Origin of the sequence: Amycolatopsis vancoresmycina, from assembly GCF_000716785.1 — a bacterium.
Taxonomy (GTDB): domain Bacteria; phylum Actinomycetota; class Actinomycetes; order Mycobacteriales; family Pseudonocardiaceae; genus Amycolatopsis; species Amycolatopsis vancoresmycina.
Genome location: NZ_JNYY01000016.1, coordinates 331,207 through 351,781, shown reverse-complemented (window position 1 = coordinate 351,781; position 20,575 = coordinate 331,207). Strand labels below are relative to the sequence as shown.

19 protein-coding genes are annotated in these 20,575 nt (G+C 71.6%); 12 read left to right on the top strand and 7 right to left on the bottom strand.

Annotated features, from left to right (window positions below; translation table 11 throughout):
* Positions 1 to 112: 112 nt before the first annotated feature.
* The 3 genes from OO60_RS33330 to OO60_RS46060 all read right to left on the bottom strand — a co-directional run bounded on the left by OO60_RS33330 (position 113) and on the right by OO60_RS46060 (position 1,913).
* Entirely contained in the window at positions 113 to 943 is an 831-nt protein-coding gene (locus OO60_RS33330) for a coproporphyrinogen III oxidase (protein WP_003077189.1), read from the bottom strand.
* A gap of 269 nt (positions 944 to 1,212) precedes the next feature.
* The gene (locus OO60_RS46690) at positions 1,213 to 1,560 is read right to left on the bottom strand and encodes a hypothetical protein (RefSeq protein ID WP_033262810.1); all 348 of its coding nucleotides are present in this window, start codon (positions 1,558 to 1,560) and stop codon (positions 1,213 to 1,215) included.
* A gap of 23 nt (positions 1,561 to 1,583) precedes the next feature.
* The gene (locus tag OO60_RS46060) at positions 1,584 to 1,913 is read right to left on the bottom strand and encodes a hypothetical protein (protein ID WP_205624140.1); all 330 of its coding nucleotides are present in this window, start codon (positions 1,911 to 1,913) and stop codon (positions 1,584 to 1,586) included.
* A gap of 294 nt (positions 1,914 to 2,207) precedes the next feature.
* Between OO60_RS46060 and OO60_RS46685 the strand changes: the two genes are divergently transcribed.
* Positions 2,208 to 2,609 carry a hypothetical protein gene (locus tag OO60_RS46685; protein WP_155848880.1) on the top strand — a complete coding sequence of 134 codons (402 nt, stop codon included), beginning with the start codon at positions 2,208 to 2,210 and terminating at the stop codon, positions 2,607 to 2,609.
* Positions 2,610 to 2,612: 3 nt separating this feature from the next.
* On the opposite strand, the gene OO60_RS33320 is transcribed toward OO60_RS46685, so the two are convergent.
* A complete protein-coding gene (locus OO60_RS33320; protein ID WP_003077191.1) occupies positions 2,613 to 3,050 on the bottom strand; it encodes a PPOX class F420-dependent oxidoreductase in 438 nt (145 codons plus the stop codon).
* Positions 3,051 to 3,112: 62 nt separating this feature from the next.
* Between OO60_RS33320 and OO60_RS33315 the strand changes: the two genes are divergently transcribed.
* The 5 genes from OO60_RS33315 (at position 3,113) to OO60_RS33295 (ending at position 11,336) form a co-directional block, all read left to right on the top strand.
* Complete coding sequence (locus OO60_RS33315) at positions 3,113 to 4,588, top strand: hypothetical protein (protein ID WP_003077194.1); 1,476 nt, start codon at positions 3,113 to 3,115, stop codon at positions 4,586 to 4,588.
* Complete coding sequence (locus tag OO60_RS33310) at positions 4,588 to 5,388, top strand: hypothetical protein (protein WP_003077197.1); 801 nt, start codon at positions 4,588 to 4,590, stop codon at positions 5,386 to 5,388. Before OO60_RS33315 ends, OO60_RS33310 begins: the two co-directional genes overlap by 1 nt.
* Before the next feature lie 11 nt (positions 5,389 to 5,399).
* A complete protein-coding gene (locus OO60_RS33305; protein ID WP_033262809.1) occupies positions 5,400 to 9,857 on the top strand; it encodes a coiled-coil domain-containing protein in 4,458 nt (1,485 codons plus the stop codon).
* Positions 9,858 to 9,894: 37 nt separating this feature from the next.
* Positions 9,895 to 10,680, top strand: coding sequence for a TIGR03620 family F420-dependent LLM class oxidoreductase (locus OO60_RS33300; RefSeq protein ID WP_003071497.1), 786 nt, complete (start codon positions 9,895 to 9,897; stop codon positions 10,678 to 10,680).
* Between the two features lie 311 nt (positions 10,681 to 10,991).
* On the top strand, positions 10,992 to 11,336 hold the full coding sequence (locus OO60_RS33295; RefSeq protein ID WP_033262858.1) for an ArsR/SmtB family transcription factor: 345 nt from the start codon (positions 10,992 to 10,994) through the stop codon (positions 11,334 to 11,336).
* Here OO60_RS33295 and OO60_RS33290 read toward each other — a convergent pair.
* Entirely contained in the window at positions 11,317 to 11,961 is a 645-nt protein-coding gene (locus OO60_RS33290; RefSeq protein ID WP_003071487.1) for a LysE family translocator, read from the bottom strand. The two genes, OO60_RS33295 and OO60_RS33290, sit on opposite strands and share 20 nt — an antisense overlap.
* Before the next feature lie 71 nt (positions 11,962 to 12,032).
* On the opposite strand from OO60_RS33290, the gene OO60_RS33285 reads away from it, so the two are divergent.
* The 6 genes from OO60_RS33285 to OO60_RS33260 all read left to right on the top strand — a co-directional run bounded on the left by OO60_RS33285 (position 12,033) and on the right by OO60_RS33260 (position 17,444).
* A complete protein-coding gene (locus OO60_RS33285; RefSeq protein WP_003071484.1) occupies positions 12,033 to 13,214 on the top strand; it encodes a winged helix DNA-binding domain-containing protein in 1,182 nt (393 codons plus the stop codon).
* A 409-nt stretch (positions 13,215 to 13,623) separates the two neighbouring features.
* Positions 13,624 to 14,628 (top strand): type I glyceraldehyde-3-phosphate dehydrogenase, encoded by a 1,005-nt coding sequence (gene gap, locus OO60_RS33280; protein WP_003071480.1) that lies wholly within the window; start codon positions 13,624 to 13,626, stop codon positions 14,626 to 14,628.
* Positions 14,629 to 14,633: 5 nt separating this feature from the next.
* Positions 14,634 to 15,848: a phosphoglycerate kinase gene (locus tag OO60_RS33275; protein ID WP_003071477.1), complete on the top strand. Its 1,215-nt coding sequence runs from the start codon at positions 14,634 to 14,636 to the stop codon at positions 15,846 to 15,848.
* Complete coding sequence (gene tpiA, locus OO60_RS33270; RefSeq protein WP_003071474.1) at positions 15,848 to 16,633, top strand: triose-phosphate isomerase; 786 nt, start codon at positions 15,848 to 15,850, stop codon at positions 16,631 to 16,633. Before OO60_RS33275 ends, tpiA begins: the two co-directional genes overlap by 1 nt.
* Positions 16,634 to 16,760: 127 nt before the next feature.
* On the top strand, positions 16,761 to 16,991 hold the full coding sequence (secG, locus tag OO60_RS33265) for a preprotein translocase subunit SecG (RefSeq protein ID WP_003071471.1): 231 nt from the start codon (positions 16,761 to 16,763) through the stop codon (positions 16,989 to 16,991).
* 108 nt (positions 16,992 to 17,099) lie between these two features.
* The gene (locus OO60_RS33260) at positions 17,100 to 17,444 is read left to right on the top strand and encodes an RNA polymerase-binding protein RbpA (protein ID WP_033262808.1); all 345 of its coding nucleotides are present in this window, start codon (positions 17,100 to 17,102) and stop codon (positions 17,442 to 17,444) included.
* Between the two features lie 450 nt (positions 17,445 to 17,894).
* Here the strand turns inward: OO60_RS33260 and OO60_RS33255 are convergent, their stop codons facing one another.
* Both OO60_RS33255 and OO60_RS33250 read right to left on the bottom strand, forming a co-directional pair.
* Positions 17,895 to 19,094 (bottom strand): sensor histidine kinase, encoded by a 1,200-nt coding sequence (locus OO60_RS33255; RefSeq protein ID WP_205624123.1) that lies wholly within the window; start codon positions 19,092 to 19,094, stop codon positions 17,895 to 17,897.
* A gap of 290 nt (positions 19,095 to 19,384) precedes the next feature.
* Complete coding sequence (locus OO60_RS33250) at positions 19,385 to 20,467, bottom strand: FAD-dependent oxidoreductase (protein WP_003071463.1); 1,083 nt, start codon at positions 20,465 to 20,467, stop codon at positions 19,385 to 19,387.
* Positions 20,468 to 20,575: the final 108 nt, after the last annotated feature.

Here is a 20,575-nt window from a genome sequence, read left to right as displayed (position 1 = left end):
GAGCAGAGGCCGCCGGGGCGGGCAGAGCGCGGCGGGTCGGGCCCAGGCCGCCGGGTTGAGCAAGGTGCGGCGAATCGGGCCCAGGCCGCCGGGGCGCCCCCCGTTTTCCACTCTACCGGCGGGCACCGACAGTTTCGGCCGCCCAGTCGTGCGGGACCAGGAACGACGCCAGTTCCGCCTCTGCGCTCCCCGGCTCGGGCGTGAACTCCGCTTCCCACCGCGCCAGCGGCGGCAGCGCCATCAGGATGGCCTCCGCGTCGGCCTGCACCGCCGTCGCCGCGTCGTGGACGAGCGTGAACTCCACGTACCGGCCGCGGCGGTAGAGCTGCCACTGGCGTTCGCGCTCGCCGTACGGGAGGTCCTTCCGCCGTCGCACGATCGGGAAGTACGCCGGGGCGATCGTGGCGATGCCGGCGGCGGCGAAGGCGGCCGTGCGCCGCCAGCCGTCGGGGCCCGGGAGGCGCAGGTGGTCGAAGGCGATGCCGCCGATCCCGCGGGCCTCGTCGCGGTGGGGGAGCCGGAACCGGTCGTCGCAGGCCCGTTTCGCCTGCGCGTGGAAAGCCGGGTCGAGCGTGCCGCAGTAGCCCTTCAGGACGCGGTGGAAGTGCGTCGCGTCCGCGGCGAAGCCGTAGCAGGGGAGGAGGTCCACGCTGCCGCCGAACCACCACGCGTCCGCCGTTTCGCGGTAGCGGAAGTGCGCCTGCAACGCCGGGACGTACGGGTTGCGCGGGTGGAGCACGACCGACAGGCCGGCCGCGAAGAACTCGTCCGAGAAGGCCGCGCTGACGACGGCGCGCTCGAAGACGTCCCCGTTCTCCAGCCGCCGCGTGCGGCCGGACCGGCCGAAGCGCCCGCCGTCGAGCCGTTCCAGCTCGGCCACCAGCTCGCGCTGGCCCGCGCTGACGATCGCCCTGACGGCGTCGCGTCTGTCCCCTGAAGGCATACCCCCACCCCCGGGGGCAGATTACCAGCGAATTGGGGTCAGCCGGCGATGTCGGCCCGCGCGATCACCTTGGTGATCTTCGCCCGGACGAGGGATCGGCCACTGCGTTGCGGTCCTGACCACTTCTGCGGAGGCAGTCGGAGTGCTGAGTGAAGAGCGAGGGGCGCCTTCGGGTGAGGGCCCCTCGCTCCGCCGCTCACGACATCGCAACAGGGTGGACGTCATTCCGGCCTGACCTGCCGGTTCAGGCCAGGAACGTCATGCCTCGGTCACGGATCGGGGGTGGTGTTGATACCACCGCTCGTTGCGTACGTCAGTGACGGGCAGTAGACGCGCGCAAGGTTGGGAGCGTGGTTCCAGGCGCTGCTGCGGATGACTGTTTGGCCTCCGCCGTACGGTACGCAGTAGACAATCGCCTGGTACTTTCCCGTTCCACCGGTGCACCGTGCTTCCCAGCCGTTGCCGACTTGGTAGTCATCGCACCCAGTCGGCCAGGTGGCCACGGAACCGGCGTTGTTGTCCGAAACGGGTGCAGCGACGGCGGCGGCCGGGGCGAGCGCGAGCGCCATTGCCGCCGCGGATCCGATTGTCATGGTTTTCAGCGAGAATTTGCTCATGATTGCGGCCTCCTCGGATTCGGTTACGGAACGGTGGGCGAAGTGCTGATGCCCGAGGAGTCGACATAGGAGTTGCCCTGGCAGTATGCGTAGGACGTACCTGACGTACGCCAGGGGCCGTAATAGAAGTTCACCTTGCCGCTGCTTCTGTCCTTGCAAATCGCAATCGCCTGGTAAGCTCCGCCGTTGCTGCTTGTGCAGATGGCACCTGTCATGTGGTCGTTGAGTACTTCGTCGTGACAACCGGTGGGCCAGGCCATCGGCTGCGCAGCCGGCTCGGCCGCCGTAGCGGCGGCCGGAGCTGCGAGCCCGAGCGCGACCGCGCTCGCGGCGGTAAGCAGGAATCGCTTCACTGGGACCTCCATGACGCGACCGCGGGGACCGCGCTGATCGCGGGTTCGGTTCAGCCGGGTTGCGAGGTCGAAGATCGCGGACGGAAGGCGACTTAGGGAAGTCTTAAGGTTGATCTTGAGTGCATTTCCGCTGTTTGGAGCGCTATAGTGAGTTTCCCGGTCCGGGAGGGACTGGGGTTCGGCAGCCGGGGAGGGGTGCTGACAGTGCGTGGTTCTGCGTCCGAAGAGCGGTCTGCTCGCGAATTGTTCGTCGAATGGTTTTCGCGTCTGTACGAAGCGGCAGGAAGTCCTCCGATGACCAGCCTCGCCCGAAAGGTCAATGCCGCCCGGAAGGCGGACATGTTCGGGCGGCCCGTGCGGATTTCCAACCAGCGCGTGAGCGATTGGCGGCGAGGACGGAACGTTCCTTCGAACTTCGTCGATCTGGCGGTCGTGCTCGAAGTTCTGATCAGGATGGCGCGTCCGGCGCGGGCCGCCGAACCTGTCTACGACCTCAAACGTTGGCGCGCGCTGTGGGAGCAGGCCGTACGGACGCCGGTGAAGGAACCAAGCCGCGGCGAAGTCGTCATTGAAAAAACAGTGTGGAACCGCATTCAACAGGCAGCCGAACGGGTGGGGGAGAACCCGCACGAGTTCGTGCTCCGAGCCGCCTTGGCGCGTGCGGGACGGGAAGGACCTGGCTCGAAGAGCCCATGATGGTCAGCCGGCGATGTCGGCCCGCGCGATCACCTTGGTGATCTTCGCCCGGACGAGGGATTCCTCGGGGACGGCGTTGCGCTTGCCGTACGCCTCGGCCTGCTCGGCACCCATGTACCGGCCGCCCAGCTTCGTCGCCCACGCGAGCATGTCGTCCAGGTCGTGGGTCAGCCGCGCCTCGGCGGTGAACTGGACGTAGGAGAACGGCGGCTTCTGGTCGTCGACGGCGAGTGAGATGCGCCCGTCGCGGGCGATGGCCTTGCCCTTGAGCGTCTCGGTGCCGGTGGTGAAGATCAGCTCGTCGCCGTCCGGGCCCTCGTTCAGCAGGAACCACACCGGCGTCACGATCGGCGAGCCGTCCTTCCTGACCAGACCCAGCATGCCGGTGCGGGTACCTTCGGAGGCGAACTTCCACCACTCGTCACGGCTCATCTCACGCATAGGAGGGACGTTAGCCCGTCACCTGAGCGTGCGCAGAGGGTGGCCGACTAGCCTGGCCTGCTGTGCGAGACGACGAGACCGGGACACCGGGCCTGGCCGACGAGGGGCTGACGCGCCGCCTCAAGGCGCTGGCCTGCACCGCGCCGCTGCACGACCTGGACGCGCGCAAGGCGAAGCTCGACTGGGCCGACGCGACGATCTACCAGATGGCCGAGATCGCGCTGCACACGATCGACCAGGTCACCATCGCGATGGACTTCGACACCGGTGCCGGCCACGACGAGGTCATCGACCGGCTGCTGCCGTTCATCGCCCAGCAGGCGCCCTCGCGGATGCCCGAAGAGCACGTCCGCGTGGCCAAGTGGGTCCTGGACAACCTCATCAACGTCGGCACCACCGACCGCGGCTTCCGGCGCGTCTACGGCTCGATCGGGCCGGGCGGCTACCAGCGCCGCCAGTTCGACTTCAAGCTGCTCGTCGAGCTGGCCGCCCGGGACGGCGAGGTCTACCTGCGCGCCACCGACGAGGCCATCAACGTCCTGGTCGGCGCGCTCGACACCGACGTCGAGTCCGCGCAGATCGCCGCCGAGGTCAAGCTCGAGAACCTCATCAACCGCGGCCGCCTGGCCGACGCGAAGCTCGCCGCCGAGCAGGCCCGCTACCGGACCGTCCAGTACGGCGAGACCTTGCGCGCGAAGCTCGACGCGACCCGCCGCGACGTCCGCTCGGTCGACTGGGAACGCGAGGTCCCGGAGCTCCTGGACAGCGCGCTGAGCCACATCGAAGCCCGGTTCCGCGCCGAGAACGCCATCCTCAAGAACATCACCACGGCGCGCGACGAGACCGAGGACCTCGACAAGAAGCGCCGCGCCGCCGAACTCGTCGACATCGTCGGCGACTGCATCCGCCGCCACACGCGCCTGCAGTCCCGGCTGGCCGACGCGGGTGCGGTGTTCCGCGCCGAACAGGACCGCCAGCAGTTCTCCGGCCCGCCCCAGCGCGCGACGATCGACCTGTTCGGCCAGCTCCTCGTGCCCACCCTCGGCCTGCCGCTGGCCGACGCCGTCGCCCCGGCCGAACACTTCTTCCACGCCGTCGCGGGCATCGCCGCGCCCGTGGTGCCGTCGCTGTCGAGCCTGGTCTCCCTGCTCCTGCGCCCGGCACCCGAACGCGACCAGCTGGTGGGGGAGATCCCGGAACCCGAGCTGATGCCCGCCGAGGTCACCGACAAGTTCGGCGACGACGTCTGGCGCGCGGCCGACGAGCTCCTCGACCTGCCGGAGGTGCCGCGGCGGCTGTCCGGGCTGCTCGACGAAGCCCGCCGCAGCCGCCAGCCCGGCCTCGCCGCCCTGGTCGCGCTGCGCGCGGTCCACGCCTACAGTCCCGGGGTCGGCGCGGCCCGCCGCCAGGGCGACCGCCAGGTCCTCCTGGCCGTCGACGACGGCACCCTCCTGGACGACCCGGAGTTCGGCGGCGCCGACCTGCTCCTGTCCACCGCCGCCGTAGAGCGGGCCGACGAAGAAGAGGAAGTCGCGTAATGGCGCTGTCCCACAGCAGCGTGGACGCCGAAGCCGCGGCCCGGCTGGTCGCCTTCGGCATGCGGCCGAAGCAGCTGCCCGCGCGTGACGTCGTCTACGGCGACCTCGTGCGCCGCTACGGCGAGGACAACGCGTTCAAGGCCCTCACCCACGCCGTCGCCGCCGGGCTCGGCCTGATGGTCCTCGAGGTCAACCAGCAGGCCGGCGCGGTGCTGGCGGCCACCGACGAGTCCGTCTTCGAGATCAAGATGGACTCCTACGCCCGCCAGGCCAAGATCCGCGAGCGCCGCGAGACCGAGAAGGTGCTGCACGGCCTGATCCACCTCGCCACCGCGGCCCTGGGCTACCCGCGGCCCGACGACCTCGCCAACGACACCTACATCGGCCGCGTCAGCGTCGAACAGGTCGACGCGATGGTCCGCGAAGCCGCCCGCATGCTCGACGAACGCGCCGCGGCGGCCGAGGCCAACAACGACCCCCTGGCCGACGCGCCCGAGCTGGAACAGGCCTGGCGCGCGTACGCCCGCCGTCCCGCGGCCGCGGCCACCAAGGACGGCCGCCTGGCCGCCGACACCACCCGCGGCATGGTCAGCCGCGCCCTGCGCTTCCTCGCCGACCAGGGCTTCCTGGTCCCGGTGAGCGACGAACAGGGCGGCACCTACCGGACCACACCGCGCTACCAGATCCAGGTCCGCGAACTCGCCGCCGACGCCGCCTTCGACGACCTGCTCGCGCTCGACGTCGTGGCCGTCGCGAACGCCGGGGGCACGCTGCGCGCAGCGGCGTCCGACACGCTGTAAAAGGGGAGTAGATGTACGAGCTTTCGCGGGTCCGCCTGCACTCGGTGGGCCCCGCGGGTGCCCGCTACCAGAACGTCGTGCTCGACTTCAGCGGCGTCGGCGCCAAGATCACCGCGCCGAAGCAGGACGCGCTGTTCAGCGCGGGCATCCACGCGACCGGCCCGGCCGAGCTGCGCCGCCCCTCGCCGGCGAGTGTGCTGTTCCTCGAGAACGGCGGCGGCAAGTCGGTGCTCATCAAGCTGATCTTCTCGGTGATGCTGCCCGGCCGCCGCCAGGTCGTCGGCACCACCAGCACGAAGGTCCTGGAGAAGTTCGTCGCCGCCAAGGACGTCTCGCACGTCGTGCTGGAGTGGCTGCACGTCGAGAGCGGCCACCGGATCATCACCGGCAAGGTGTCGGAATGGCGCGGGCACGTCGTGTCCGCCGACTCCGAGAACCTCGCCGACTCCTGGTACTGCTTCCGCCCGACCGCCGCGCTGGGGCTCGATTCCCTGCCGATGACGCAGGACGGCCGGCTGCTCACGATGTCCGGCTTCCACGACAAGCTCACCGCGGCCCAGCTCGCCGAGCCCGAGCTGGAACTGTCCTGGACCCGCCGTCACCACGAATGGACCGGCCGCCTCGACGACCTCGGCCTCGACACCGAGCTGTTCCGCTACCAGCGCGCGATGAACGCGGGCGAAGGCGAGGCGGCCGACGCGTTCGCCTTCGGCACCGACGACGCCTTCGTCGAGTTCCTGCTGCGCGCGGTCATCTCCGAAGAGGAGCCGAAGGACCTCGCCGAGGTCGTCGCGACCTACGCGCACAACCTCGCCCAGCGCGGGGATCTGCTGTCGGAACGCGATTTCGTGGCCGGCGCGCTGGACCTGCTGGGCCCGCTGGCCGCGGAAGAAGGCGTCGCCGCCGAATCGCGGAAGATCGCCGAGTCCGCCAAGGCCGCGATGGCCGAGCTGGCGGGCCGGGTCGTCGCGCGCAACGAGCTCGAGAACGCGCGCCTGTCCGGCCTCGAAGACCACGTCACCGAGGTCAAGTCCGCGGAGAAGCTCGCCGAGGGCGACCACCGGCGGCTCGCCGCGGCCGTCACCGAGCTGCGCCGCCTGGTCGCGGTGCTGCGCCTGGACGAGGCCCAGGAGGCCCGCAAGCGCGTCGACGCCGAACTCGCTTCGGCGAAGACCGAAGCCGAGGCGTGGCGCGAGACGGCGACTGTCCTCAACTCGTTGAACGCGGCGCGCAAGGCGAAGGACCTGCGCGAGCTCGTCGGCAGCCGCGAGGAGAAGGCGCGCCCGGCGCTGAAGGCACGCAATGACGCTGCTTCGGCGCTGGCACGCGGGTTGCACGCGCTGGCGCAGGACGCCCAGCGTCAGGCCGACAAGGCCGAAGCGCACGCGGGCGCGTTGCGTGCCGAAGCCGAGAAGGCGCAGACCGAGCGCGACGAAGCCGCGAACCTCGCGGCTGCCCGCCGAGCCGAAGCGCGGGGCCTCACCGGGCGGATCGCGGAGCTGCGCGAAGAGGTCCAGGCCGCGGTACGCGCCGGGTTGCTGCCTTCGGGCGCCGACGTCGCCGAAGCGTCCCGGACCGCGCGTTCGGCGGCCGAGCAGGCCGCCGCGGACCTGGCCCGGCGCGAACAGGAACTGGACCGCGTCGGCGCGGATCTCCAAGCGGCGCAACGGGCCGTGAACGAGGCCCACCAGCTCGCGGGCACCACCCAGGACCGCCTCGAACGCGCCACCGAGGACCTGGACCGCGCCCACCGCCGGACCGACGCCCTCGCCGCCGAAAGCCGCCTGGTCGAGCTGCTCGGCGCGGACGACGTCAGCCTGGAAAGCGACCTCCCGGTCCTGCTGGAACGGCTGCGTGAGGCGAGCGCGGCCGTCGAGAAGGAGCAGACCGCGCTGCGGATGGAGGAGGCCGCCGACGAGCGGGCACTGGCCGCGCTGGGGTCCGGCGGTCTCCTGCCACCGCCGGAGGACGTCCAGGCCGCGCTCGGTGCACTGGAAGAGGCCGGGATCACCGCATGGTCCGGCTGGCGCTATCTGTCCAAACTGGACGCTTCCCGGCGGGCCGAGGTGCTGGAAAGCCTGCCGCAGCTGGTGTCCGGCGTGTTGCTGAACGACGCCGCGCACGCCGATCGCGCGCGTGAGGTGCTGACCCAGCGGCGGCTGCTGCCGAGCGCGATCATCGCCGTCGGGACGACCGAGGCACTGCAGGCCGAGACCCCGTCCGCGCCCGGCGTCGAGTTCCTCGTCCCGCCGAACCCCGCGATGTACGACGAAGAAGCCGCCGACGCCGAGCGGGAAGCCGTCGCGCGGCGGCACACCGAGCGGCAGCGGCGCCTCGAAGCGTTGTCCGCCAAGCTGTCCGCCGACGGCGCCTTGACGTGGAAGCTCACGACGTGGCGCGAGGACTACCCGCCGGGCGCGATCGCCACCCTCGCCGAGCAGGCCCAGGCCGCCCGGACCGCGCGCGAGACCGCCCGGACCGCGTTGGAACAGGCCGACGCGGAGTTCGCGCGCTTGAGCGAGAAAGCCGCGTCGCTGCGCGAGCGCGTCCCGGAGCTGCGCGCGGCCGCCGCCGAGGCCGAGGAGAAGGCGCGGCGGCTCGGTGAGCTGGGCGTCCGCAGCGCGCGGATCGCCGAGTGGACCGAAGAAGCCGAACGCGCCACCGAGATCGCCGAGCGGGCCGACCTGCAGGCGTCCGACGCGGCGGGCAAGGCCGCGCGGCTGCGCGAGCAGGCGGGGGAGGAGCAGCGCACCGCCGACGGCCACCGGCGGACCGCGACCACCGCGCGCGCCGAACTCGCCGAAGTGCCCGGAGCGGCCGACGCCACCGACGGCCCGGCGCCGTCGGAGCCGGTCGACGCGCTGCGCCGGACGTACGCGTCGGCGTCCGACGCCTACGCGAAGGTGGAGGTCGGCAGCGACCTGCGGAGCGAGCTGGAACAGGCCGAGTCCGCCGAAGCCGCCGCGGGCTCGGCCGTCGAGTCACTGGACGAGGCCGTCCGGGCCCGGGCCGCCGAGCTCCTGGAGACGCCCGACGGCTCCGACGCGTCGGCCCGCGCGGCCGCGTTGGCGCGCGCCCGCCGCGTCGTCGACGGCCTGGAGGACGAACGCACCGAAGCGATCGGGCTCGTTTCGACCCGGCGTGCGGAGCTGGACGCGCTGCCGCTGCAGAACGGTGTCACCGGCGAGAAGCCCCGGGACATCGAGCACGGCCTGGAGCTGATCGACGCGGCCGGGCTGGAAGCGTCCGCGGCCGCGCGCAAGTGGGAAGAGCTGCAGGAGCGCCGGGCCGCGGCGGAAGCCACCCTGGAGTCCGCGCGCAGTTCCGCCTCGGGCTTCTCGCTGCTCGCCGAGTCGATGGGGCACCTGGTCACCGACGCCGACGCGGCCGCCTACGACGGCGACGTCGAGACCGCGCGCGCCCAGCACGCGCGGCTGAACGCGACCTTCAACGAGGCCCAGGAAGCCGCCGACACCGGCGACCGGCGGGTGCGCGCGGCCGCGGACCAGCTCGCGCAGTACGCGACGGAGAAGCGGTTCGAGAAGCTGAGCACGCCGGTGCGGCAGCAGGTCATCTCGGTCAAGCGCGACCAGCTGCCCGCGCACGCCGCCGAGTGGGCCGAGGCGCTGCGGCCGCGGCTGCGGTCGCTCACCGACGACCTCGCCCAGATCGACCGGCACCGCGGCGGCATCATCACCCGCCTGCAGGGCATGGTCGACGGTGCACTCCGGACGCTGCGGTCGGCCCAGCGCGTCTCGCGGCTGCCGGACGGCCTCGGCGACTGGTCCGGGCAGGAGTTCCTCCGCATCCGCTTCACCGAGCTGGAGGACAACGCGCTGACGGAGAAGCTCGGCGAGGTCGTCGACGAAGCCGCGGTGGGCAAGACGGCCGACGGCCGGGACGTCAAGCGCGACGGGCTTTCCCTGGTGCTGCGCGGGGTCCGGGCCGCGGCGCCCAAGGGCTTCCGCGTCGACATGCTCAAGCCGGACTCGGTGCTGCGCACCGAACGCCAGCGCGTCTCGGAGATCCGCGACGTGTTTTCGGGCGGCCAGCAGCTGACCGCGGCGATCATCCTGTACTGCACGCTCGCCGCGTTGCGGGCCAACAACCGCGGCAAGGTCCGCAACCGGCATTCCGGCGTGCTGTTCCTGGACAACCCGATCGGCCGCGCGTCGGCCGGGTACCTCCTGGAACTGCAGCGGGCGGTGGCCGAGGCGCTGGGCGTGCAGCTGATCTACACGACGGGCCTGTTCGACGCGGGCGCGCTGGCGGAGTTCCCGCTCATCGTGCGGCTGCGCAACGACGCCGACCTGCGCGCGGGCCGCAAGTACCTGTCGGTGGACTCGACGATCCGCAACTCCCTGGAGGACCTGGGCGAACCGGACGGCGTCGCGCGGCTGTCGGCGACCCGGATGTTCACGCGGGCCGAAGATCCTGCCGATTCCGCTGAGGACGAACAACCGGCCTGACGGGAACATCTTCCCGGGCCCCGTGGTTGCCGGGCGCATGACGAAACTCGGGCCGCTGGGGGCCACGCACAGCGCACTGGACACCGGCACGGACGTGGCGGCCGAGCTGGAGGAGCTGGGTTACGACACGCTCTGGCTGGCCGGCGGGCAGGGCAACAACCTGCCGCAGATCACCGAGGTCGTCCGGCGCACCTCGCGGATCCAGGTGGCGAGCGGGATCCTGTCGGTGGACCGGGTGCCGTCGGCGGCCGTGACCGCGGCCTACGCGGACCTGCCCGCCGGGCGGTTCGTCGTCGGCCTGGGCGGGGCGCACGGGGCGCGTCCGCTGGCCACGCTCGGCGACTACCTCGACGAGATCGAGGACGTCGTCCCGCGGTCCGCGCGGATCCTGTCCGCGCTCGGCCCGCGGATGCTGGAGCTGGCGCGGGACCGCGCATCGGGCGCGTACCCGTACCTGGTGACGACGGACTACGTCGCTTCGGCCCGGGAGATCCTGGGCGCTGACCGGCAGCTCGCGGTGCTGCTCAACGTCGTCGCGGAGACCGACGTGGCTCGCGTGCGTGAGGTGGTGCGCGGCGGTTCGCTGGGGTTCCTGGCCGGGATGCCGGGCTACGCGGCCAACTTCCGGCGGATGGGCTTCACCGACGCGGACATCGCGGACCGGTCGGACCGGCTGGTCGACGCCCTCACCGTGTGGGGTGACTTCGACGGGGTCGCCGCGCGCCTGCGGGAGTACCGGGCCGCCGGTGCCGACCAGGTCGTCGTCCCGCTCGGCGGGCTGCCGCGGGAGTGGTGGCCGGAGCTGGTGAAGGCGCTGGCCTAACCGCGGATCGCCCGCTGGTAGGCGGCCAGCTCGGCGGCGTCGTCGATGCTGCCGTGGTGGTGGACCTGCACCCAACGACCCGCTTCGTAGGCGGAGAACCGGGTCGTCCGGGGGATCGGTCGTCCAGACGCGGCGGAACACGGCGAGATCGCGCTGGTTGAAGGCGTAGTAGAAGGATTCGAGGGCGGCCAGTGCGCCTTCGCGGCCGGGTTCGGTGGCTTCGGCGAGCCGGTTGCGCGCGTCCGGGCCGAAGGTGGCGTCGAGGTGTCGCGGCACGGCTGCTCCTAGAGTGTTCGATGGAGGTCGACCTGATGAGTGTACGACAGTCATCGAACACCGCGCGGGCCCGCGGGCTCACCCACGTCCGGCCGGCGGAGGTCACGCTGCAGGACGCCTTGGCCGCCGTCGCCGATCCGGTGCGCCGCGAAATCCTGCGCGAGCTGGCGGCCGTGCCGGAGTGGACGAAGGCGTGCGGGACGTTCGACCTGCCGGTGGCCAAGGCGACCCGCAGCCACCACTTCGCCGTGCTGCGCGCGGCGGGCCTGATCGAACAGCGCGACGAAGGCCCGCGGCGGCTGAACCGCTTGCGCCGTCCCGAATTCGACGCCGCGTTCCCGGGGTTGCTCGACCTGGTGCTCAGTCACCCCGGCCGGTGAAGGCCAGGCCGGTGCCCAGGCCGATCATGACGAGGCCGCCGGTGCCGCCGACCATCTCGAGGCGCTTCGGCGAGCGGGCGAACCACGCGCGGGCGGTGCCGGCGACCAGCGCCCACGCGCTGTCGGTGGCCAGCGCGATGGCGGGCAGGCACAGGCCGAGGACCAGCATCTGGGCGGGGACGGACCCGGCGGCGGGGTCGACGAACTGCGGCAGCAGCGCCGCCAGGAACACGATCGACTTCGGGTTCGCGAAGCCGACGACGAAGCCGTCGCGCAGCACGGTCAGCACGCGCCCGGGCGTCGCGCGCACCTTCGCGGCCATCGCGTCGGTCAGCTTCCGGCGGTGGCGGACCGCCTGGATCCCCAGGTACACCAGGTAGAGCGCGCCGGCCACCTTGATCGCGGTGAACACCGCCGCCGACGTCGTCACGAGCGCGCCGAGCCCGAACGCCACCGCGACCACCTGCGTGTACACGCCCGTGGCGTTGCCGAGGACGGTCAGCAGGGCGTCGCGCCGCCCGACCGTGAGCGCGCGGCTGATCGTGAACAGTACGCTCGGCCCGGGGACGACGACCATGAGGAACGTCAGCGCGGCGAACGCCGCGAGGTGCGCACCGGAGACCATGCCGCGAGGCTATCGCCTGGCCGGCCGCGACGACAGGCGGTTTTGTCGGTGGCGGGTGGTAGGAAAAGCGGGTGCCTCCGAAGATCAGCACCGACCAGCGCCGGGCCCGCCTCGCCGTCCGGCACCACCTGGCCGCGCCCGCGGCCTCGGTGACCGACGCCGTCGCCGGGGTCGTCGCGCTGCACGCGACCGACCCGGCGACCGTCCACCTCTCGGCGTCGGCGCGGCTCGCCGGCCCCGCGGTGGCCGAGGTCGAGCGGGCGCTGTACGACGAGCGTTCGCTGCTGCGGCTGCTGGGCATGCGCCGCACGGTGTTCGTGACGGACCTGGAGACCGCGGCCCTGGTGCAGGCCGGCTGTTCGGCGGACATCCTCGTGAAGCAGCGGAAACTGCTCGAACAGCACCTCGGGCAGCAGGGGTACCCGGAGAACGTCCCCGAGCCGGCCGCGTGGCTGAAGGACGTCGAGGCGTCGGCCGAGGCGGCCCTGCGCGCCCGCGGTTCGGCGACCGCGCAGCAGCTGAGCGAGGACGAGCCCCGCCTGCGCCAGCAGCTGCTGATGGCGGCGGGCAAACCGTACGAGGCGATCGGCAACGTGACGAGCCGCGTGCTGTTCCTGCTGGCCGCGGGCGGCCGCATCGCACGGGGCCGGCCCCGCGGCGGCTGGACCAGCACGCAGTACGTCTGGCAGGTCCTGGACGAATGGGTGCCGGGCGGGCTGCGCGCGTGGGAGCCGGAGGCGGCCCGGGCCGAGCTGGCCCGGCGCTGGCTGCGGGCGTACGGCCCGGCCCCGGTCACCGACCTGCGGTGGTGGACGGGCTGGACGGCGGGCCAGACGAAGAAGGCGCTGGCGGCGCTGTCGCCCGTGGAGGTCGACCTCGGCGGCGCGCCGGGGGTGGTCCTGGCGGACGACGTCGATCCGGTGCCGTCGCCACCGCCGTGGGTGGCGTTCCTCCCGGCGCTGGACCCGACCCCGATGGGCTGGCAGGACCGCGACTGGTTCCTCGGCCCCCACCGGGCGGCCCTGTTCGACCGCAGCGGCAACGTCGGCCCGACGGTCTGGGCGTCCGGGAGGGTGGTCGGCGGCTGGGCCCAGCGGGCCACCGGCGAGGTGGTGTTCCGGCTGCTGGAGGACGTGGGCGCCGAGGCCGCCGCGGCGATCGAGGCGGCGGCGGAGAAGTGCGCGGCCTGGTTCGGCGACGTGCGCGCGGTACCGCGGTTCCGCACCCCGCTGGAACGGGAGCTGGCCGGATGAGCCCGATCGGGGGGACCGTCCGCGAGAGGTCGCTGGATCGGTCGAGTCACCGACCTCACGTGCCGTCGCGCGGGCCGCTCCGGCACCCCTCGGGAAGCGCTTGCGGGCTGAATCGGTCAAGGTCCTGGCTCAGGGCTGCCACGACTCCGCTCGCGGGTCGCCGTGCACCCGGTTTGATCAGCCGGAACCGGTCCCGGCGGCTGGACCGGCGGCGTGCGGTGGTCCGCCGTGGTCCACCCGGCCGGAACGCTCCGGAGCGGAGTCGGTTCTTAATCGATTCTTGACCCGTTCGCCAAGTGGTGGAAGTCTCGTCAGGGCAGTCAGGGACGCGCATGCCCGCACGCTAGGGTGGCCGCGAGCCCGCAAGTCACGGCCGGGGTGCCGGCCGATCCTCAGAGGAGTGGCAGCAGTGACCGTTCGCGTAGGTGTCAACGGCTTCGGCCGCATCGGCCGCAACTTCTTCCGCGCCGTGCAGGCCAGCGGCCAGGACATCGAGGTCGTCGCCTTCAACGACCTCGGCGACGTCGCCACCATGGCCCACCTGCTGAAGTACGACTCCATCCTGGGCCGGTTCCCGGGTGAGGTCAGCGTCAGCGACGAGGGCATCGTCGTCGACGGCAAGACCATCAAGGCCCTCGCCGAGCGCGACCCGGCCAACCTGCCCTGGGGCGAGCTGAACGTCGACGTCGTCCTCGAGTCGACCGGCTTCTTCACCAACGCCGACGCCGCCAAGGCGCACATCGCCGGTGGCGCCAAGAAGGTCATCATCTCCGCGCCGGCCAAGGGCGAGGACCTGACCATCGTGCTCGGCGTCAACGACGACAAGTACGACGGCTCGCAGGTCATCATCTCGAACGCGTCCTGCACGACCAACTGCCTCGGCCCGCTGGCCAAGGTCCTCAACGACGCCTTCGGCATCGAGCAGGGCCTGATGACCACGGTCCACGCGTACACCCAGGACCAGAACCTCCAGGACGCCCCGCACAAGGACCTGCGCCGCGCCCGCGCCGCCGCCCTGAGCGTCGTCCCGACCTCGACCGGCGCCGCCAAGGCCATCGGCCTCGTGTTGCCGGAGCTGCAGGGCAAGCTGGACGGTTACGCGCTGCGCGTCCCGGTCCCGACCGGCTCGGCCACCGACCTCACCGTCACGCTGTCGAAGGCCGCCACGGTCGAGGAGATCAACGCCGCCTACAAGGCCGCCGCCGAGGGCCCCCTCGCCGGCATCCTGCGCTACTCGGACGACCCGATCGTCTCGGCCGACATCGTCACCGACCCGGCGTCCTGCATCTACGACGCGCCGCTGACCAAGGTCATCGGCAACCAGGTCAAGGTCGTCGGCTGGTACGACAACGAGTGGGGCTACTCCAACCGCCTCGCCGACCTGGTCAAGCTCGTCGGTTCGAAGCTCGCCTGAACCCGATGAGCGTCAAGAACCTCGACGACCTGCTGGGCGAGGGCGTTCAGGGCCGGTACGTGCTCGTGCGGTCCGACCTGAACGTCCCGCTCGACGGGGACCGCATCACCGACGACGGCCGGGTCCGCGCCGCGCTGCCGACGATCAAGAAGCTCGCCGACGCGGGCGCGAAGGTCGTCGTCACCGCGCACCTCGGCCGCCCGAAGGGCGAGCCGGACCCGAAGTACACCCTCGCGCCCGTCGCGAAGCGGCTGTCGGAGCTGCTCGGCGCCGAGGTCGCCCTGGCCGGTGACCTGGTCGGGGAGTCCGCGAAGGCGCTGACCGGCGGCCTCGCCGACGGCGGTGTCGTCCTGCTGGAGAACGTGCGCTTCGACGCGCGCGAGACCAGCAAGGACGCCGTGGACCGCTCCGAACTGGCCGCCGAGCTCGGCGCGCTGGTCCCGGGCGGCGCGTTCGTCTCCGACGGCTTCGGCGTCGTGCACCGCAAGCAGGCCTCGGTCTACGAGGTCGCTTCGGTGCTCCCGGCGTACGCGGGCGGCCTGGTGCTGGCCGAGCTGGACGTGCTGAAGAAGCTGACCGACGACGTGAAGCGGCCGTACGTGGTCGTGCTCGGCGGCGCGAAGGTGTCCGACAAGCTCGGCGTCATCGCGAACCTGCTGACGAAGGTCGACCGGCTGCTCGTCGGCGGCGGCATGGCGTACACCTTCCTCAAGGCCCAGGGCCACGAGGTCGGCCAGTCGCTGCTGCAGGAAGACCAGCTCGACCAGGTCAAGGGCTTCCTCGCCGAGGCCGAGAAGCGCGGCGTCGAACTGGTGCTGCCGGTCGACGTGCTGGCGGCGACGGAGTTCTCGGCCGACGCCGAGCACGAAGCCGTCGACGCCACCGCCATCCCGGCCGACCGCCAGGGCCTCGACATCGGCCCGCGCAGCCGCGAGCTGTTCGCGGGCAAGCTGGCCGACGCGCAGACGGTGTTCTGGAACGGCCCGATGGGCGTGTTCGAGTTCGAGGCGTTCTCGGGCGGCACGCGTGCGGTGGCCGAGGCGCTGGTGAAGAGCGACGCGTTCACCGTGGTCGGCGGCGGCGACTCGGCGGCCGCGGTGCGGCAGCTGGGCCTGCCCGAGGACGGCTTCTCGCACATCTCCACCGGCGGCGGGGCCTCGCTGGAGTACCTCGAGGGCAAGGAACTGCCGGGCGTGACGGCCCTGGAGGAGAAGAACTAGTGGCACGCAAGCCGTTCATCGCCGGCAACTGGAAGATGAACCAGAACCACCTCGAGGCGATCGCGCTGGTCCAGAAGATCGCCTTCGCGCTGCCGGAGAAGTACTACGCGAAGGTCGACGTGGCGGTGCTGCCGCCGTTCACCGACATCCGCAGCGTGCAGACCCTGGTCGACGGCGACAAGCTGTCCCTGACCTACGGCGCGCAGGACGTGGCGCCGCAGGATTCGGGCGCGTACACCGGCGATATCTCGGGGCCGATGCTGGCCAAGCTGGGCTGCAAGTTCGTCACGGTCGGGCACTCGGAGCGGCGCGAATACCACGCCGAGTCCGACGAACTGGTCAACAAGAAGGTCAAGGCCGCGCTCAAGCACGGCATCACGCCGATCCTCTGCATCGGGGAGAAGCTCGAGGTCCGCGAGGCCGGCGAGCACATCCACCACACCACGACGCAGCTGATCGAGGGCCTGAAGGGCCTCAAGGCCGAACAGGTCTCCGGCGTGGTGGTCGCGTACGAGCCGGTCTGGGCGATCGGCACCGGCAAGGTCGCGTCGTCGGCCGACGCCGAGGAGGTCTGCAAGGCCATCCGGGCGACCCTCCTGGAGAAGTACGGCGACGAGGTCGCTTCGTCCGTCCGGGTGCTCTACGGGGGATCGGTCAAATCGGGCAACATCAGCGAGCTGGTCGCCTGCGAGAACATCGACGGTGCCCTGGTCGGCGGAGCGAGCCTGGACGGTGAGGAGTTCACGAAACTCTGCGCACTCGCCGCGGGCGGGCCGCTGCCCTGATCGAGGCCACGACCGGGTAGCCTGTGTATCCGGTCCGTCACACAGCAGTGGACGAGTCCAGGGGTACGGTGGTGGTCGGAAACGACCATGCCGTACCCCTGCATTCTCCTAGAGCCCAGAGGATGACATGAAGCTGTTCCTGCAAATCCTGTTGATCGTCTCCAGCGTCCTGCTGGTGGTCGCCGTGCTGCTGCACCGTGGCCGGGGCGGTGGCCTGTCGTCGCTGTTCGGCGGTGGGATGCAGTCCAGCCTGGCCGGGTCGAGTGTGGCCGAGAAGAACCTCGACCGGATCACCCTGCTGCTGGGCGCGGTCTGGCTGATCAGCATCGTGGGCTTGGGTCTGCTGCTCAAGGTGTGAGGCGTCCGGCGTCCCGTCCGTCGGCCGCGACCGGGTCGAGACGGCGGGACGCAGCGATTCGGCGTGCCTATTGGGGGGCGCGCCGCCGATTCCTAGGTGTGAGGATTCATGGTTGGCGGTAACGCGATTCGGGGCACCCGGGTGGGTGCCGGTCCTACGGGCGAATCGGAACGGGGTGAGTCGGCGCCGCGCCGCCGCATCTCCTACTGGTGTGCCAACGGGCACGAGGCTCGCCCGTCGTTCGCGCTCGACGCGGAGATCCCCGACGAGTGGGACTGCCCCCGCTGCGGTCTCCCCGGCGGCCAGGACGAGAAGAACCCGCCGGCCGCGCCGCGGACCGAGCCGTACAAGACGCACCTCGCCTACGTGAAGGAGCGGCGCAGCGACGCCGACGGCGAGGCCATCCTGGCGGAGGCGCTCGACCGCCTGCGCAAGCGCCGGGAAATCATCTAAGCGGTTTCCAGCCGAAAGCCACCCCGGGTCACCTCGGGGTGGCTTGTCGTGCGCCCACCCGGCCCTCGCCGTGCTTTCCGGGGCATCACACGTGATCAGCCGGGCATCACGCGTGCGCTCCGGGGCATCACGCGTGACGGGGAAGGCATCACCGCGATGCCCCTCGGATCACGCGAGATGCCCCTCCAGTCACGCTTGATGCCCCTCCAGCCACACGTGATCGGCGCGGGACGGGGGCTGGTGTATCACTGGTCCTGGCGAGGGGCATTCGTGTTCCGGCACTGAGCAGCCCCCGATTTCCACGCTACCGGGGGCCACCGACAGTTTTCGGCCCGGAAATGCTGCGAGCGGAGGATTTCGGTCGTTTTCGTCCGAAATCCTCCGCTCGCGGCCGCAAGCCGTCTGGAATCGTCGGTGTCCGCCGGTAAGCTGGATACCGGGGGCCGGAGGTCAGCGGTCCAGCGGATACCGCGCCCGCACGCGGAAGCCGCCGTCCTCCGTGCCCGATGTCTCGAAACTTCCGCCCAGCAGGCGCGCTCGCTCGGCCAGGCCCGTCAGGCCGTGGCCGCCCGAGGGCAACGCCTCGCCCGGGCGGTTCGCCCGCTCGTTGCGGACCTCGATCTTGAGCGCGCCGTGCTCGCCCTGGATGCGGATCGTCGCCGTGGCGCCCGGGGCGTGCTTGTGGACGTTCGTCAGGCACTCCTGGACCGTCCGGTACGCCGCTGCCGACACCTGGTTGGGCAGGGCCTCCGGCAGGTGCTCCACCGACAGGTGCACCGGGACCTCCGACGTCCGGATCAGCCGGTCGAGGTCGTTGATGCCCGGGCGCGGGCCGTCGTCGTCCGGGCCCGCACGCAGCACGCTCAGCAGCGACCGCAGCTCCTCCAGCGTCCGCTTCGACAGCGTGCGGATGACCTGCGCCGTCTCCTGCGCGCGGTCGTCGGTGGTCTGGGCCTGCAGCGCGCCCGCCTGCATGGCGATCAGCGTGATCTGGTGCGAGACGACGTCGTGCATCTCGCGGGCCAGCCGGGCGCGCTCCTCCGCGCGGACGGCGTCGGCGTGGAAGCGGCGCTCGCGGTCGCGGCTCGTGGCCAGCTCGGCGAGCTTGTTCGACACCTCCGCCCGCGCGCCGATCAGCAGGCCGATGGCGATCGGCATACCGGCGACCAGCACGCCGTAGATGCCGTCGAGGATGTGCTCGCGCCAACTGAGCTGGGCGAAGTCCTCCAGCGGCCACTGCACGAACCGGCACATCCACACCAGCGCCGCGCCGACCCAGACCTGCCAGTGCAGCTGGCGGCGGGTGGCGAGCATGCCGAGCGTGATCATCGACGCGAGCTGCGCCCAGCCGGCCAGGAAGCCGGGGACCGCGACGAGCACGGCGAGGAACGGGAACTTGCGCCGGAACACCACCGCGAGGCAGGCGGCGCCGGACAGCCAGATCGAGTAGGGCTGGGCCTTCTCGGGGATCACCAGCCAGACGTCGAGCACGGCCAGGATGACCGCGGCCGCCTCGATGGCGAACGTGACGACAGCGGGGCGCGGCACCGAGCCGAACACGCTCAGCCCTCGCTTTCGCACCCGCTCGGCGGCCGACGGCCCCGAGCTCGCGATCGAGATGCCTGGAATCGAGAGTCCCTCTGTACTCATCGCTGGCGACCCCATTCGTCTTGTGGACTTGTTGGTGAGAGGCGCTCAGGGCCGGATCGGGACGCGCAGCGGCAGACAAATGTGCGGATGCTAACGAGGTGGCGTACGGAGACGGTTAGTTTCACCCGCAGTCGGTGCTCCGGCGTCCGGATTCCGTAATCGACTGGGCCGTCCGGGGGATAGCTGGCGACGGGTGCTACTCAGTGTGGGAATGTCGTTTCCCACTGTGCGCCAAGACGACCACATCGTGGGAATCATGTTACCCACGTGTGGTCGCCCGGCGGTAGCTCTCAGGCCGCCATCGACCCGAGGTCGTCGCTCAGCAGGTCGTGCAGGCCCGACGCGCACGCCTTCGCGGTCTCGATCGACCGCGGCAGCATGCCGGCCTCGTACGCCCGGACCGCCTCCTCGACGCTCGGTGCCGTGGCCAGCGCCGTCGCCAGCTCGGTGCCGTCGAGCATGGCCAGGTTCGCGCCGACCCCGAGCGGCGGCATCAGGTGCGCCGCGTCGCCGAGCAGCGTGAGCCCGGGCGTGGTCGTCCAGGCGTGCGGGACGGGCAGGACGTACAGCGGCCGGTGGGTGAACCCGCCGTCGTGGTCCCGGACGTACGCCAGCACGTCCGGGTGCCAGCCGGCGTAGCGCTCCAGCAGGTGCGCGCGCACCGCGGCCGCGTCGGCGAAATCGAGGCCGGCGGCCCAGTCCTCCGGCGCGTAGAACGTCGCGTAGCAGCGGATGTGCCCGCTGCTGGTGCGCTGGGCGACGAGGGCCTTCCCGCCGACCTTCGTCATCATCGTCCCTTGGCCGGTCCGCGCGGCCAGCTCCGGGTGACGGCGATCCGCGTCGTCGAGGCCGAACTCGACGAACGTGACCCCGCTGTACCCGGGCCGGACGCCGGTGAGCGCGCGCCGGACGCGGGACCACGCGCCGTCCGCGCCGACGACCAGGTCGAAGTCGTGGGAGGCGCCGTCGGCGAACGTCAGCCGGGCACCGGCGACGTCGGCGACCGCCCGGCCCCACCGGACGGTGCCGGGGGCGAGGGAGTCCAGCAGGATCCCGCGCAGCTGGCCGCGGTCGATCTCGGGGCGGAAGTCGCCCTCGGGCGTCTCGTCGATGACGACCTCGGCGGTGCGGGGATCGAGGGCGCGCATCTGCTGGCCCTCCGGCCTCGCCAGTGCGCGGAACTCGTCGAGCAGCTTGGCGGTGCGGAGGGCGACCTGGCCGGTGTCGCCGTGCATGTCGAGCGTGCCGCCCTGGGGACGGGCGTCGGCCGAAGGTTCCTGTTCGAAGACGGTGACGTCGAGGCCGTGCAGCTGCAGGACGCGCGCACAGGCGAGCCCGCCGAGGCCGGCGCCGACGATCGCGATGGAGTTCATGGCTTCCCCCTGGAGGTTCGGGGCCCCGGCTCGTCCGGGGCCTGATCCGAGAAAACCATAGTGACTAAAAAAGTGCAACGACTCAACTTTCGAAGTGAGTCCACCATC